Origin of the sequence: Kitasatospora sp. NPDC051705, from assembly GCF_044453265.1 — a bacterium.
Taxonomy (GTDB): domain Bacteria; phylum Actinomycetota; class Actinomycetes; order Streptomycetales; family Streptomycetaceae; genus Kitasatospora.
In genome coordinates, this window is sequence record NZ_JBITCO010000001.1 from 211381 (window position 1) to 226224 (window position 14844).

Here is a 14844-nt window from a genome sequence, read left to right on the forward strand (position 1 = left end):
GGACACCGCAGCGCGGGGGAAGGGACGCCACGGAGCGGGACGTCGGCCGGGCCGACCTCCTGCTCCGGCGCCGCGGACCCGGAGGAAGGCCCCGGACCAGCCCGGGGGATCATGGTCCGGTGAGCCCGTCCCTCCGGCCGGCCGCGGCCGGCCGGCGATCCGACCCCACGCCCCAGGAGCTCGACATGACGACCACCCCCACGACCCCGCCGCTGCGCACCGCCGTCCTCGGACCGGGCGGTGTCGGCGGCCTGCTGGCCGGCCTGCTCGCACGGGACGGCCACCGGGTCGTCTGCCTCGCCGGCGAGGCGACCGCCACCGTGCTGCAGCGGGACGGACTGCACGTCCGCAGCGGGCGGTTCGGCACGTTCACCGCCCAGGTCGAGGCCGCCACCGAGCTGCGCGAGCCCGTCGACGCCCTGTTCGTGACCGTCAAGGAGACCGCGCTGGAGGCCGCGCTCGACCGGGTGCCGGCGCAGGTGCTCGGCGACGCCGTCGTGGTGCCCCTGCTCAACGGGCTGGAACACGTCGAGGTGCTGCGCCGGCGCTACCCGGACGGGCGGGTCGTGGCCGGCACGATCCGGATCGAGGCCACCCGGACCGCCCCCGGCCGGATCGAGCACAGCAGCCCCTTCGCCGCCGTCGAACTCGGCGCGCCCGTCACCGGGTTGGCCGAGCAGCTACGGCACACCGGCCTCGACGTCACGCTCCGCGAGGACGAGACGGCGATGCTCTGGAGCAAGCTCTCCTTCCTCGCCCCGTTCGCCCTGCTCACCACCCGGCACGCCGCCGAGATCGGCGTGGTCCGCACCGAGCACCGGGGCGAACTCGCCGCCGCCGTCACGGAGATCGCCGCCGTCTCCGCCGCGGCCGGCGCACCGGTTGACGCCGACGCCCTGCTCTCCGCCTTCGACCGGGTGCCCGGGCCGATGAAGTCCTCGATGCAGCGGGACGCGGAGGCCGGCCGACCGATCGAGCTGGACGCCGTCGGCGGCGCCGTCCTGCGGGCCGCCGCCGCGCACGGGGTCGCGACCCCGACCCTCACCCGACTGGTCCGCGAACTCTCCTGACCCACCCTCCCGTGCACCACCATCCCGTGAACCACCCTCCCGACCAGCAGGAATGACGATCCATCAGTTCGTCGACCGTGCCGACGGTCAAGGTTCACCCATGATTCACCCGCCGGGGCGGAACCGCCGGCCGCCGATCCGGCGTTGATCCCGGCGGGAGGGATACAGACATGACAAGGAAACCGTACCGAATGGCCGCCGCCGCGCTCGCGCTACTGGCCGCCGCCCCGCTGCTCAGCGCCTGCAAGGACGTCGACCAGGCGCTCGACTGCGGATCACGGGCCGTCAGCCTGGCCGGAGACGTCCAGGACCTCGCGTCCTCGGCCGTCAACGTCGGGCAGCTCAGCGACCAGGAGCGCCGCAAGCACACCGCCGACGCGCTGAAGAAGGTCGGCGACGACATCAGGAACCTGCGCGACCACAACAGCGGGGACAAGATCGACAAGGCCACCGACAAGCTGACCAAGGCCGTCGACAACGCCCAGAACGCCGTCTCCAACGGCAAGGTGCCCGACCTCGGGGCGATCACCGACGCCGCCGGCGACGTGACCAAGGCCTGCGCCGACTCCTGACCGACCCACCGGGGCGGGCGGACGACCACCTCCGCCCGCCCCGGCCTGTCGCCACGGCGGGCACCCCGCCGCACGGTAGGAATGGGCACCGGACCCGCACCGCACCCCGGAGGCACCGGTGAACGACCCGATCCGCGACCGGATCAGTGACCTGCGCGCCGAGCTGGCCCCCGGCGACGCGGCCCCCACACTCGTCACGGCACTCGCCGACGGCACCGCCCCGCTCGGCGCCCTGGCCGAACTCGCCGCCCAGCAGCAGCGGATCATCACCTCGGACCGGCGCAGCCTGCTGCTCCTCGCCACCCGGTGCGCCGACCGCCCGCTCGGCGCCTGGTTCGCCACCCTCGCCGAGGGCGAGAGCGCCGCCCTGCGCACCCTGCCCGACCTCGCCGCCGCCTGCGGCCTCGCGCCCGCGGAACTCCCGGCCCGCCCCCCACTGGCCGGCTGCCAGGCCTACCCGTCCTACCTCGCCTGGCTCGCCCTGAACGGCGGTCCCGCCGCCACGGCCACCGCGCTGGTCGCCAACTTCGCCGCCTGGGGCGGCTACTGCGCCACCGTCGCCCGGGCACTGCGGCGCCACTACGGCTTCTCCGACCAGGCCTGCGCCTTCTTCGACTTCTTCGCCCAGCCCGCCACCGCACTGGAGCAGCAGGCCGCCGAAGCCCTCAGTCCGGACGCACTGGACCAGCCGGCCCTCGCCGCGGCCCGCGAGCACGCCCTGCTCCTCCAGGCCTACGAGCACCTGTTCTGGGACACCCTCGACCGGCCCAGACCGTAGGGCACTCCGCCGTGGCCGACGACCGGTCCGGTCCCCGCCGCCGAACCCGGCGCCCACGCGCCCCGACCGGGCGTCCGGACCCGCCGGCAGCCGGAAGCACCCCACTGCCCACTCCGGAGGAACCCCCGTGCCCCACCTCCCCGTTCACCCCGCCCGCACCCAGCGCCGTTCCGGCGGCTGCCTGTGCGGAGCGATCCGGTTCACCGTGACCGGCGAGCCCGAAGACCCGCACATCTGCGGCTGCGCCCACTGTTCCCACCGGGCCGGGAGCCCGTTCCAGTGGTGGACCGGCTTCCCGCTGGCCGGCCTGTCCTGGACTGGCGACCACGGCGAGCCCACCTGGTACGACACCCACGCCGGAAGGACCATGCGCGGCTTCTGCCCCGTCTGCGGCAGCCACATCGCCGCTCTCGACCACGGCGACACCGCCCTCGTCGGCATCCTCGTCACCGCACTCGACGGCTACCGGGGCGACCCCGCCCACGTCCCGCTCAACCCGAACCGCCTGCCCGAAGCCGCCCCCTGGCTCGCGCCCGCCGCACACCGCACCGGCGACCCGTCGACGTCCGTCTGATCCTGCGCCGGGGGGCGCTCGCCCAGGCTCTGAACGGCGATGAGCTTGGACGCTTCGGTGCTGCTGATGCCGATGGCCGAGTTCGTCCCGCCCGACGGGCGAGCAGCTCGGCGGCTTCCCGAGGGTGTTCACCCACCTCGCGCCGATCAGCGCCGCCCTCGACCCCGACCGCGCGCCGGGCAGACCCGGCATCGCCGTACTCGGTGGGACCACCGCCGCCTGCGTCCGGGTCGGCGCCGACGGCCGGCTGGGTCGTGATCCGGCGTGTGAGCGGTGGGGACCGCGCCGGATGCGGGAGCCGGGCGCCGCCGTGGGAGAGCATGCCGTCATGGACATCGAATCGCTTGTACGCACCCGCCGTGCCCTGCACGCGGTCGCGGAGCTGGTCCTCGCCGGACCGCAGTTCCGGACCAGTGGCACGATCAGGCTGCGCGCCTCCGTCGGAGGTTTCGCCACCCGGGCCGAGCCGAAGGTCCAGGTCGTCGGCGCGGATCTGGTGGCGCCCGGGCAGCGCCTGTTCCTCGAGCGGACCACGTGCGCCGCGCTGGCGGCTGCGATCGGGGTCACGGCCGGTGCACCCGCGGGGCTCTACCAGGACGGATCCGGTGTCGGCCCCGAGGACGTGATCGAGGCCGATCCGCAGTCGGCGCACCGGATCGCGCAGGGTTTCGCGGTCGGCGACGCCGCGCTGCGCCGGATGTTTCCCGGGGCGGATCCGGTGATCTGGCCCGAGCACTTCGACATCGGCGTGACGGTGGACGCGGTCAACTACGGGGTCTCCCCGGGCGACGGCTTCCAGGCGGAGCCGTACGCCTACGTCGGCCCGCACACCCGGCAGCAGGGGAAGTACTGGAACGCGCCGTTCGGCGCGGTGGCCACGATCCGCGAACTCGGCGGCGTGGACGACGTGTTGGCCTTCTTCGAGCAGGGCCGCCGGTCGGTCGTCTGATCGCCGCTGCCGGCCGTAGGCCCGGGGCGGGCGGAGGGTGGTGGGGACCGGGCGAGGACCCGGCCCCCGGCAGGCTCAGGCCTGCCAGTGCGGCTTGCCGCTCACCATCCGGCAGTAGATCATCCGGCCGTTGGCGTCATGGGTGCTCCGACCGAGGTCGGCCTCGCGGCAGAACTGCCCCGCCGCGTAGCAGTTCCCGGCGTTCGAGCGGATCTCGCACCCGGTGGCGCCGGCCGCGGAGGTCTGCTGCGGCTCCGGGTCCGTCGGCGGCTGCGCCGTGGTGACCTTCGGCTGCGGTGCCTTGGGCGCGGGCGCCGAGGCGTGGACGCTGGGCACGGCCGACGGCGGGGCGGCGGTCCTGGTCGGGGCCGGGTCCGGCGCGGTCGGGGCGGCACTGGTCGGGGGCGCGACGGGCGGCACCGCCGCGGGGGTCGTCGGCGCGGCGGGCGGCGTGGCCGGGGCGGCGGGCGGCGTGGTCGCCGTGGTCACGGCGGCCTTCGGCGAGGGCGGCGCGGTGGTGCCGTCGGTGGCCGACGGGTCGCAACCCGTCAGCGCCAGGCCGACGGTGAGGACGAGTCCGGCGAATCCGGCCAGGCCGGCGCGCCGGCGCCCGGATATGCGTGAGGGCATGGGTGGAGCACGCTCCGTTCCGTTGGGATGAGGTGCGTGATTCAAGCAGAGCCCGCACACCTCCTGCGCACGGATCCTCCACTCGTTGGCAGATCGAGATGTTCCCGCTACCCGGCGTCACCGCCCCGGGGCCACCGTCACCCTGCGCCTCCGCGGCGACCGCGCCCACCAGCGCCCGCCGTCCGGCCCACCGCCACCCCGCCCGATCCGCCGTCACCACCCCCGGGACGGCCAGGTCGACCCCTAGGCCAGGTCGGTCGCTACGGCGGGCCGGTCCCTACGGCAGGTCCACCCCTCCCCCTACGGCAGGCCGGACGTGCGGCGTTCGAACACCTCGGGGCGGGCCGTCTCCAGGGCGGTCGCGACGGCGCCCAGGAGCACCGCCTCCTCCCCGAGCAGGCTGGGCGCGAGCGTCGGACGCATCGGGGTGATCCGGTGCAGGGCGCGTTCCAGCGGCTCCAGGAGGAGGTCGGCGCTGCTGCCGATGCCCCCGCCGAGGACGACCAGGTCGGGGTCCAGCACGGCGGACAGCACGGCCACGGCGTAGGCGAGTTGCCCGGCCTCGTGGTCGACCGCCCGCAGCGCCGCCGGGTCGCCGGCGCGGGCCAGCTCGAACACCTGCTTGGCGGTGCGCGCGCCGTCCAGCCCGAGCTCCGTGGCGGTGCGCACCACGGCGTCGGCGGCGGCCTGCTGCTCGATCGTCGCGGCGGGTTCGCCGGACCGCTCGGGCAGCGGCACCAGGCCGATCTCGCCCAGGGCGCCGTGCGCGCCGAGCAGCGGCTCGCCGTCCTTGACGACGCCCACGCCGAGGCCGGTGCCGACCAGCAGGTAGGCGAACATCCGGCTGCCCCGGCCGGCGCCCAGGGTGTACTCGCCGAGCGCGGCGAGGTTGGCGTCGTTGGCGACGGTGACGGCCGCGCCGAGGCCCTCCCCGATCCGGTCGAACAGCCCCGGTCGGCCCCACCCGGGCAGGCTGGTGGCGTAGCGGACGCCGCGCCGCTGCTCGTCCCACACGCCGGGGGTGCCGATCACCGCGTGCACGATGTCGGCGGGGTCCAGCCCCGCCTCGGCGGTGGCGTCGTGGGCGGCGGCGACCACGGCGTCGGCGACGGCGTTCGCCGAGCGGCCGCGGTTGGCGACGTCCCGGCGGGCGACGACCGTCCCGGCGAGGTCGGCGACGGCGACCCTGAGCCGGGCCCGGCCGATGTCGACGCCGAGCACGTGCCCGGCGGTCGGGTCGACCTCGTACAGCACCGCGGTGCGGCCGCGCTCGGGGGCCAGGCGGCCGGCCTCGCGGACCAGTCCGGCCAGTTCCAGGGTGGCCAGGGCGGCGGACACGGTGGGTTTGGACAGCCCGGTGTCCCGGGCGAGTTGGGCGCGGGAGGAGCCTCCTCCGGTGCGCAGCAGTTCGAGCAGCAGCCACTCGTTGTTGCTGCGCAGCCGCTGCCGGTTCCACGGCACCGCCGGGGCCCCGGCCGCCGGGCGGTGGGTCGGCAGGTGGCGGCTCATCGGTTCCTCCGGGGTGAACGGACCGGCGGGTGGGCCGGACTGCGGGTGGGGCGGGCGGGGCCGCGCCTGGCACCGCCCCCGGCGCCCGGTGTCGGGAGCCGCCGCCCAAGTATGACCGGTGATCATTCCGTTCTCGCCCCGGATACCGGACGTCGCCCGCCGCAGGCCCGGCGGCCGGACGGGCGCGACGACGCGCGACCCGGTCCGACCGCGCCCGGCCGGGCCGGCCCCGCACCCGCCACGGAAGCGCCTGCCGCCGGGCCGGGCCCCGCCCGCCACGGCCGGGCGGCCGACCGGCCCGGCTCCACCGTCCCGACCAGCCGTCAGGCCACCCAGCCGCCCGTCATCGTCTGCACCGCCGAGCCGTCCAGGTCGGCGAGCTTGGCACCCACGAAGGCGCGGGCCCGCTCGGAGGTCTGCACCCGCGCCGGCGGCCGCTCGGCGGTCAGCGCGGCGACGATCGGCTCGGCCGCCTCCTCCGGGGTCTGGGCCTGGCCGAAGGCCTTCATGGTCCGGTCGACGTACGCCTGCAGGGCCGGGGCGTACGGACCGGCCGCGGCGAGCAGTGCGGGCAGGTCGATGGCCTGGTTGCCGATGAACTCGCTGGCCACCGCGCCCGGTTCGACGACGGTGACGTGCACGCCGACGGTCGCGGCGACGGGGGCGAGCGCCTCCATGAAGCCCTCGACGGCGAACTTGGCCGCGCAGTACGCCTCATTGAAGGGCTGCCCGACCACGCCGCCGACGCTGGTCACGGTGATCACCCGGCCGCCGGTGGCCCGCAGGTGCGGCAGGGCGGCCCGGGTGACCTCGACGACGCCGAAGAAGTTCACCTCCATGGTGGACCGCACGGGCGCCATGCCGTCCTGCTCGATGGTGCCGACGTATCCGGCGCCCGCGTTGTTGACCACCGCGTCCAGCCGGCCGTGCCGGGCGAGGACGGTCTCCAGGCAGGCGGCGACGGACGCCGGGTCGGTGACGTCCAGCCGCTCGATCTCGATCCGCTCGCCGACGCCGGCCTCGACGGCGGCGTGGCGCAGCGCCTCGGCCCGCGCGGTGTCGCGCATGGTGGCGACGACGCCGTAGCCGGCCCGGGCGGCGGCCACGGCGGCGGCGAGGCCGATCCCGGAGGAGGTGCCGGTGATGAGGACGATCGGGGTGGCGGCGGCGGTGTCCATGCGGGTCTCTCCTCGGGCGGCCCGGGGTGCGTCGCCCCGGGCAGGGATGTGTGCGTGTGCACGCACTCTACATTTGTGTGCGCGCACACGCAAACACCTGTGCCGCCCCCTACCGCGACGGCCCCGGACGGTCAAGGTTTCACCCTCTTGTGGGCGTGGCGCGCCCCGGCGCGTGATCATGGGCGTATGCAGTCCCGGCACGGCAACCGAGCAGAAGGCGCCCAGTCCGCGACACCGGACACCCGGTCACTCACGGCAGCGGCGGCGCTCGCGGCGAGCCACGGCGCGATGACCGACAGCGACAGCCCGGACCTCCTCCGCGACCTCCTCGCCACCGCCCCGATCGGCGTCGCCCTGCTCGACGACGAGCTGCGCTGGCAGTACCTCAACGCCGCCTTCACCGCCGTCACCGGCCTGCGCCGCGCCGACCTGCTGAGCCGCCCCGCCGGCGCCACCCCCTTCGGCCCGGCCGCCGCGACCCTGCACGGCGCCCTCACCGACGGACGGGACCGCGAACACGCCACCGGCGGCCCCGACGGACCCGGCTCCCCCGTACCGCCCGGCCTGCGGGTGCGCTACCGGGCGCTCGAACGCGCCGGGCGGACCACGGGCGTCGTGGTCGTCGTCCTCGACGACCCGGACCCGGCCCGCGAGCAGCTGCGCGAGCTCGAACGGGCCCGCGCCCGGCTCGCCCTGCTCGACGCGGCCGCCGAACGCATCGGCACCACCCTCGACGTCGGCGCCACCTGCGCCGAACTCGCCGCGTTCGCGGTGCCCGCCTTCGCCGACCTCGCCACCGTCGACGTCCTGCCGCCCGACGCGGAACCCGCCCGCCCCGGCCACGGCGTCCCGCGGCGCCTCCACCGGGCGGCCGTCCAGTCCGTCCCGGCGCTGGGCCCCGCCCTCGCCGACCTCGCCGGGCCCGGCGAGTCGGTCCGCCAGCCGGAGGGCTCGGCGGCCGCCCGCAGTCTCGCCGGCGGCATCGCCGTCCTCACCGAGGCCGGGCCCGCCGATCCCGCCCCGGCCGGGATCGGCTCGCTGCTCGTCCTCCCGCTGTCCGCCCGCGGCCGCCTCATCGGCCTGCTCACCCTCGGCCGCACCGCGGCCGGGCCGGCCTACACCCCGGACGAGGCCGCGCTGCTCGGCGACCTCGCCGCCCGCGCCGCCACCGGGATCGACAACGCCCGCCGCTACACCCGCTCCCAGGGCATCGCCCTGGAACTCCAGCGGGCCCTGCTCAGCGAGCCCGGCAACCCCCACCAGAACCTGGGCCTCGCCTCCCGCTACCTGCCCTCCGGCAGCAGCTCGGTGGTCGGCGGCGACTGGTACGAGACGGTCCGGCTGCCGTTCGGCCGCACCCTGCTCGCGATGGGCGACGTCATGGGGCACGGCGTCGAGGCCGCCGTCGACATGAGCCACTACCGCTCCACGCTGCGCGACGTCGCCGGGATGGACCTCCCCCCGCACCGGATCCTGCGCCAGCTCGACACCGTCATCTCCGCCATCGAGAGCGCCCGGCCGGCCACCTGCCTGCTGGTCCTCGCCGACCCGGGCCGCGGCCGCTGGACGCTCTCCAGTGCCGGCCACCTCCCGCCCGCCCTGATCACGCCCGACCGCCCCACCGAACTGCTGGAGGTCCCGACCGGCCCGCCGCTCGGCACCGGCCTGGGCGGCTACGAGCAGACCACCCACCCGCTCACCGCCGACCAGACCCTGCTCCTCTACACGGACGGCCTGGTGGAACGCCGCGACGAGGACATCGACACGTCGCTGGAGCGCCTCGCCGCCCTCCGTCTCCCCGCGGCCGGCGACCTCGACGACCTCCTCGACGCCGTCCTGCAGGCCCTCGCGCCCCCCGCCACCGGCGCCCCGGGCGGCAATGCCGAGGACGACATCGCCCTCCTCGCCGCCCGGCCCAGGCCCCGCTGACTCCGCCCGGGGGCGGCGCCGGGACGCCGACCGCCCCGGCGCCGTCAGAGCGGCACCGGGGCGGTGGGGGGCGTCAGCGCGTCGACCTGTCGACCCGTCGACGCATCAGCGCATCGACGCATCAGCGCATCGACGCATCAGCGCATCGACGACTCAGCGCGTCGACGTCTCGACGCGGGAGCGCGCCGCCGCGCCGTGACGTCGGCGCACCAGTCGGCGCACCAGTCGACGCACCTGCACGTCACTTGCGACGGCCGAAGATCCGCTTGGCGGCGTAGACGACGCCGACGATCAGCAGGACGAAGAAGAGGATGATCAGGATCACCACGACGATCAGGAACTTGCCGAGCTTGGCGAAGAAGCCGGACTTCTTCTTGTCCTTGGCGGCGAGGTGCGCCACCGGCGCGGCCTGAACGCTGCGGGCGCCGGCGGCCACGGCCTGGACGGCGGGGGCCGCGGGCGCGGCGGGGGCCGCCCGGCCCGCCGCCGGTGCGACGGGTGCCTGGACGGGGGCGGTGGCCGCGACGGCCCGGGGTGCGGCCACCGCCGTCGCGCTCGACGCCGCGGCGGTGAGGCCGGCGGCGGCCAGCAGTGCCACCAGGGCGCCGGCTATCGAACGTGCGATCCGGTGAGTCATCGTGCTCCTCGTACGTGTTCCGAGCAGCGCGGAGGAGCCCGGCCGACCGAATCCGTTGGTCTGACCAGGTGGTTTTCTCATCTGCGCCTAGTATGCTCCACTGAAGTTCTACAGCGGTGTAAAAGTTTAGCGACGGGCCTGCCCGGATCGGCTCCGGCCCCGGCCACGCACGCCCGCCGCTCCGACGGGGGTCTCGTGGCAACTGTGGAGGATGACGACGTGGCTGGTCGCAGGGGTTCCCGCGAAGCCGAAAAATCGCCGCGCCGGGCCACCGACAGCCCACCGCGCCGCTCCGGCGACGGCCCACCGCCACCCCGCCGGTCCACCGAGGGCCCCCCGGCGGGCCGCCCCGCGAGCCGGGCGAAGCCGAAGCCCGGGCGCAGCACCAAGCAGAAGGTGCTCTGGGTGACCGCCGGCTGCACCGCCCTCCTCGTCCTCGGCGGCTGCGCCGTCTACTACAGGCTGAACGGCAACATCACCACCTTCGACGGCGACGCCGTCAGCAAGGACCGCCCGGCCGCCGCGGCCCCGGACGCCCAGGGCCGCACCCCGGTCAACATCCTGCTGATCGGGTCCGACAGCCGGGGGAACGGCAACAGCGACCTCGGCGGCGGCGGGGACGGCGGCGCCCGGTCGGACACCGCGATCCTGCTGCACGTCTACGCCGACCACCGGCACGCGACCGGTGTGTCGATCCCCCGCGACTCCCTGGTCACGATCCCGCCGTGCAAGCTCCCGAACGGCAAGTGGACCAAGGAGCAGACCAATGTGATGTTCAACAGCGCCTTCTCGGTCGGCGACACCGAACAGGGCAACCCCGCCTGCACCCAGAACGCCGTCGAGAAGTTGACCAACCTGCGCGTCGACCACACCATCGTGGTGGACTTCAACGGCTTCGCCTCGATGACCAAGGCGGTCGGCGGCGTCGAGGTCTGCCTGCCGAACGACGTCCACGAGGGCGACCTCAACCCGAACCTCGGCCGCAAGGGCAAACTGCTGTACCCCAAGGGCAGGCAGAAGGTCGAGGGGCAGTCCGCGCTCGACTACGTACGGATCCGGCACGGCATCGGCGACGGTTCGGACATCGGCCGCACCAAGCGCCAGCAGGCCTTCCTCTCCTCGCTCATCAAGCAGGTCAAGGCGGGCGGCATGGACCCGACCACGCTGCTCCCGCTGGCCGACGCCGCCACCAAGTCGCTGACCGTCGACCCGGACCTCGGTTCGGCCGCGAAGCTGCTCTCCTTCGCCATGTCCGTCAAGGACGTGGACCTGCACGACGTCAAGTTCGTGACCACACCGTGGCGTTACGAGGGCCCCCGGGTCGCCCTGGTCCACCCCGACGTGGACCAGCTCTGGGCCGCGCTCAAGGCCGACCGCACCCTGGACGGGCAGGACGCCAGCGCCGCCGCCCCGGCCGCCGGCGAATCGGCCGCGCCCACCGCCCCGGGCAGCGCGACCCCCGACGCCTCGCCGGACGCCGCCGCCGGGAGCGGCGAGGTCAAGCCCGCCGAGGTGAAGGTCACGGTGCTGAACGGCACCGGCGCGGCCGGGCTCGGCGGCAAGGCCGCGGAGACCGTCAAGGGCGCCGGCTACACCGTCACCACCGTCGGCAACGCGCCCGGCCGGCCGCGGGCGGCCACGGTCGTCGAGTACGGCACCGGCGAGCACGCCGCGGCCGACGCCGTCGCCAAGCTGTTCCCGGGCGCGACCGTGCAGCCCGGCGGCAAGGGGATCAGCCTGGTCCTCGGCCACGACTTCGCGGCCGCCAACCCGGCCGGCACCGCCACCGCGCCGACCACCGGGGCCGCGTCGGCCCCGGCCCCGGTGCCCAGCAGCGTGGCCGGGGCCGCCCGCTCGGCGGACGACGACCCGTGCGCGAACGTCTCGTACGGGTGACGGACGGCTGACCCGGCGAGTCACCGTCGACCGACCGGCGACCGACCGGAAGCCGGGGCGCCCCCGAAGGGACGCCCCGGCTCGAGAACGGACCCGCTTCGGACCGGCTCAGCGCCTGGCGCCGCAGGTCGGACAGAAGGCGGCGCCGTCCGGGACGTTCTGGTGGCACTGCCCGCACTGCACCGGCTGGGCCAGCCGGAAGCCGCAGCCCGGGCAGAACGGCGTGCCGTGCGTCTCGGTCGAGCACTGCGGGCAGACCAGCTGGCGCGGCGTCCGCACGTCGAACTCCGCACCCGACTGCTGGCCCTGCTGGTAGGCGCGGTCGGACACCATGTCGTTGAGGCCGCGCCGCTGCGCCACCACCGCCTCGGCCGCGGTGTCCGGGGCGCAGGTGTGGCACAGGCCCTGGCCCGGGTCGAAGCAGCGGCCGCAGACGTAGTGGGTGCAGCGGGCGCAGCGGTTGAAGTGGCTCTGGGCGTTGCCGATGGCGTGCTGGAACGCGGCGTCGCGCGCGTTGCCCCAGGTGTGCCCGGCCAGGCCGTCGGCGGCACTGCTGATGGTGCTGGCGTTGCCGCCGATGAGGTTCCAGGCGGCGCTGACGCCCTTGCCGATCCAGCCGGCCACCTGACCGGTGGTGAACGCCTCGAAGGGCGAACGCCAGGTGTCGGAGCAGCGGGAGCAGTAGAACTCGAACTGGAACCCCGCACCGGTGCCGTGCTGCTGGCACAGGTCGCGGTAGTTGCTGCTGAAGTAGATCTCGGAACTCACGTCGTCCCCGGTGGCTGAAGTGGCGCGTCGGCGGTCCCCGGGCCCCCGGGTCCCGACAAGGACGGCGGGTCACGAGGCGCTGCACAGAATCGCACACGCCTTCATCCGTTGTGAATCTCGTACGGGTAAAGCCGTCCGCGGCAGCGTCTCGCGATCGCCGCTCCAGGGGACGCACGCGCCCGCCGGCCCGGTTCCGGCCCCGCGGGGGCTCCCCGGCGGACCGGTCACCGCCCGCCCGGACCCCGGTCGGCCCGGCCCCGATCGACCCGGCCCGGCGCACGGGGCCCGGGCCTGCCCCGGTCCGCACGGTGGTTCAGAGCCCGGCCACCGGCAGCAGCAGGACCCGCGCCGGGTCGAAGCGCTCCCAGCAGGCCGGCCGGCCGCTGCGGCTGACCCTCAGCCGGCACCACCGCTCCCCGGCGTCGTCCCGCCACCAGCCGCTGATCCGACCGGACGCCCAGGTGCCGCCGCCGAGGTCCACCTCGACCGGCTGGTACACCCACTGGACGTCCGGCTCCGCCGGCTCCCCGGCGGGCGCAGGACTGCGCCGACTCTCCATCACGGTTCCGCCTCCCGACCCGGCCCCGGCCGCGGCCTCCCCGGTCGGGCGGCCACGCGACCGCGCGTACAGCTCACCCCGGGACTCTACAGGCGTGTAGAGGATCACGGAGGGGGTTTCGCCACGGACGGTGGGGCGGCCCGCGGCCCGCGGCCGTCTCAGTCGCGCCCCCGACGGGCACTCAGCACCGAACGCGCCCGGGAGACCGGGGACGGAGCGGCACCCCGGCGGCGGCGCCAGAGCGCGACCGGCAGCACGGCACCCAGCGCGACCGCCCCCGGACCCGACGGCGTCGCCGCCGGCGCGGCGGCGGCACCCGACGGCACCTTGTCGAAAGTGTCCGGGACGGGCAGCGTGGACCAGTCCGAGAGCGGCCAGGCCACCACGAAGGCCCGGCCCACGACGTTGTCCACCGGCACGAAGCCGTCACCCGTCTCGTTGTGGTGCGGCCGGGAGTCCCGGGAGTTGTTGCGGTGGTCGCCCATCACCCAGAGCTTGCCCTTGGGGACGGTGACGGTGCCCACCGGGTCGTTGTCGCAGGGCGTCGAGCCGGGGAACAGGTACGGCTCGTCGAGCGCGGCGCCGTTCACCTTCACCGGGCCGCCCGCCTTGCACTCCACGGTGTCCCCGCCCACCGCGATGACCCGCTTGATGAGGTCCTTCTCGTCCGCCGAGGGCATCAGACCGACGGTGCTCAGGGCCTTCTGAACGGTGCTCATCACCGAACCGCCCGAGTGCGTCGGGGCGCCCTCCAGCCAGCCGCCCGGGTCGCGGAAGACCACCACCTCCCCGCGCTCGGGCTCGGCGCCGAACCACGGGGTCAGCTTGTCGACCAGGACCCGGTCACCGATCTCCAGGGTCTGCTCCATCGAGCCGGAGGGGATCGAGAACGCCTGGACGAAGAAGGTCTTGATCCCGAGCGAGAGCAGCAGGGCGATCACCAGCAGGATCGGCAGCTCCTGCCAGAACGGACGCTTCCTGCGCCCGGCCTTCCCGCCCGGCCCCGGCGACCCGGCCGCCGCGGTCCCCACCCGCTCCCCGGCTCCACCGCTCTCGCCGGACTCCGTGCTCTGCTGCACACTCATAATTCGCGGCCCCTCCCGACGGCCTGACGGGAGCCCGGAACGGACTCCCTGTCAGGGAACGAACCTACCGAACAGAGGTTCCCGGGCGCGCCTTGACGTGGATCCGCTCCCCCTGCGGGCCGAACAGGCTGAGGAACTCCACGGGCTGCGGCCCGGCGTTGCCGAAGGCGTGCGGGGTGCGGGTGTCGAACTCGGCCGCCTCACCCGCCGTCAGGACCAGGTCGTGCGAGCCGAGCAGCAGGCGGAGCCGGCCGGACAGCACGTACAGCCACTCGTAGCCCTCGTGCACCTTCAACTCCAGCCCGGGCCCGGTGCCGTGACCGGGCGGCATGATCTGCTTGTAGGCGTGCAGGCCCCCGAGGTGACGGGTCAACGGGACGACGGTCTGGCCGTTCCTGGTCACCGGGCGCGCGTGGATCCGGGGATCGCCGGTCGCCGGTGCACCGACCAACTCGTCCAACGGCACCCGGTACTCCCGCGCCAGCGGCAGCAGGAGCTCCAGGGTCGGCTTGCGCTGCCCGGACTCCAGCCGGGAGAGGGTGCTGAGCGAGATCCCGGTGGCGGCGGCCAGGGCGGCGAGCGTGGTGCCGCGTTCGCGCCGCAGGGCGCGCAGCCGGGGGCCCACCGTGGTGAGGACGTTCTCGAAGTCTTCGTCGGCCATGTCCGCCATTCGCCGCTACGGCAAGGGCGTTTGTCAAACCGGCACACCG

Annotated in this window: 15 protein-coding genes; 7 read left to right on the plus strand and 8 right to left on the minus strand. The window is 75.2% G+C overall.

Going from position 1 to position 14844, the window contains the following annotated elements:
* Positions 1 to 185 precede the first annotated feature (185 nt).
* From ACIA8Q_RS00920 to ACIA8Q_RS00940, 5 genes are all read left to right on the plus strand, one after another.
* The gene (locus ACIA8Q_RS00920) at positions 186 to 1070 is read left to right on the plus strand and encodes a 2-dehydropantoate 2-reductase (RefSeq protein ID WP_360206018.1); all 885 of its coding nucleotides are present in this window, start codon (positions 186 to 188) and stop codon (positions 1068 to 1070) included.
* Positions 1071 to 1240: 170 nt separating this feature from the next.
* Positions 1241 to 1642: a hypothetical protein gene (locus ACIA8Q_RS00925; protein ID WP_396316510.1), complete on the plus strand. Its 402-nt coding sequence runs from the start codon at positions 1241 to 1243 to the stop codon at positions 1640 to 1642.
* 118 nt (positions 1643 to 1760) lie between these two features.
* Positions 1761 to 2420 carry a transcriptional regulator gene (locus tag ACIA8Q_RS00930; protein WP_396316511.1) on the plus strand — a complete coding sequence of 220 codons (660 nt, stop codon included), beginning with the start codon at positions 1761 to 1763 and terminating at the stop codon, positions 2418 to 2420.
* A 127-nt stretch (positions 2421 to 2547) separates the two neighbouring features.
* Positions 2548 to 2994, plus strand: a complete 447-nt coding sequence (locus ACIA8Q_RS00935) for a GFA family protein (protein WP_396316512.1) — start codon at positions 2548 to 2550, stop codon at positions 2992 to 2994.
* Between the two features lie 328 nt (positions 2995 to 3322).
* Positions 3323 to 3943 carry a hypothetical protein gene (locus ACIA8Q_RS00940; protein ID WP_396316513.1) on the plus strand — a complete coding sequence of 207 codons (621 nt, stop codon included), beginning with the start codon at positions 3323 to 3325 and terminating at the stop codon, positions 3941 to 3943.
* Between the two features lie 75 nt (positions 3944 to 4018).
* On the opposite strand, the gene ACIA8Q_RS00945 is transcribed toward ACIA8Q_RS00940, so the two are convergent.
* The 3 genes from ACIA8Q_RS00945 to ACIA8Q_RS00955 form a co-directional block, all read right to left on the minus strand.
* Complete coding sequence (locus ACIA8Q_RS00945; protein ID WP_360206030.1) at positions 4019 to 4573, minus strand: hypothetical protein; 555 nt, start codon at positions 4571 to 4573, stop codon at positions 4019 to 4021.
* A 300-nt stretch (positions 4574 to 4873) separates the two neighbouring features.
* Positions 4874 to 6082, minus strand: coding sequence for an ROK family protein (locus tag ACIA8Q_RS00950; protein ID WP_396316514.1), 1209 nt, complete (start codon positions 6080 to 6082; stop codon positions 4874 to 4876).
* A gap of 323 nt (positions 6083 to 6405) precedes the next feature.
* Positions 6406 to 7260 (minus strand): SDR family oxidoreductase, encoded by an 855-nt coding sequence (locus ACIA8Q_RS00955; protein WP_360206036.1) that lies wholly within the window; start codon positions 7258 to 7260, stop codon positions 6406 to 6408.
* A 288-nt stretch (positions 7261 to 7548) separates the two neighbouring features.
* Between ACIA8Q_RS00955 and ACIA8Q_RS00960 the strand changes: the two genes are divergently transcribed.
* Positions 7549 to 9189, plus strand: coding sequence for a SpoIIE family protein phosphatase (locus ACIA8Q_RS00960; protein ID WP_396316515.1), 1641 nt, complete (start codon positions 7549 to 7551; stop codon positions 9187 to 9189).
* 241 nt (positions 9190 to 9430) lie between these two features.
* Here ACIA8Q_RS00960 and ACIA8Q_RS00965 read toward each other — a convergent pair whose 3' ends face one another.
* Complete coding sequence (locus ACIA8Q_RS00965) at positions 9431 to 9826, minus strand: hypothetical protein (RefSeq protein ID WP_360206041.1); 396 nt, start codon at positions 9824 to 9826, stop codon at positions 9431 to 9433.
* Positions 9827 to 10231: 405 nt separating this feature from the next.
* On the opposite strand from ACIA8Q_RS00965, the gene ACIA8Q_RS00970 reads away from it, so the two are divergent.
* Positions 10232 to 11722, plus strand: coding sequence for an LCP family protein (locus tag ACIA8Q_RS00970; protein WP_396316516.1), 1491 nt, complete (start codon positions 10232 to 10234; stop codon positions 11720 to 11722).
* A 108-nt stretch (positions 11723 to 11830) separates the two neighbouring features.
* On the opposite strand, the gene ACIA8Q_RS00975 is transcribed toward ACIA8Q_RS00970, so the two are convergent.
* The 4 genes from ACIA8Q_RS00975 to ACIA8Q_RS00990 all read right to left on the minus strand — a co-directional run bounded on the left by ACIA8Q_RS00975 (position 11831) and on the right by ACIA8Q_RS00990 (position 14795).
* Positions 11831 to 12490 (minus strand): zinc ribbon domain-containing protein, encoded by a 660-nt coding sequence (locus ACIA8Q_RS00975; protein WP_360206046.1) that lies wholly within the window; start codon positions 12488 to 12490, stop codon positions 11831 to 11833.
* Between the two features lie 313 nt (positions 12491 to 12803).
* On the minus strand, positions 12804 to 13052 hold the full coding sequence (locus ACIA8Q_RS00980; protein WP_396316517.1) for a hypothetical protein: 249 nt from the start codon (positions 13050 to 13052) through the stop codon (positions 12804 to 12806).
* A gap of 155 nt (positions 13053 to 13207) precedes the next feature.
* Positions 13208 to 14134: a signal peptidase I gene (gene lepB / locus ACIA8Q_RS00985; RefSeq protein ID WP_396316518.1), complete on the minus strand. Its 927-nt coding sequence runs from the start codon at positions 14132 to 14134 to the stop codon at positions 13208 to 13210.
* A 64-nt stretch (positions 14135 to 14198) separates the two neighbouring features.
* Positions 14199 to 14795 carry a cupin domain-containing protein gene (locus ACIA8Q_RS00990; RefSeq protein WP_396316519.1) on the minus strand — a complete coding sequence of 199 codons (597 nt, stop codon included), beginning with the start codon at positions 14793 to 14795 and terminating at the stop codon, positions 14199 to 14201.
* Positions 14796 to 14844 lie beyond the last annotated feature (49 nt).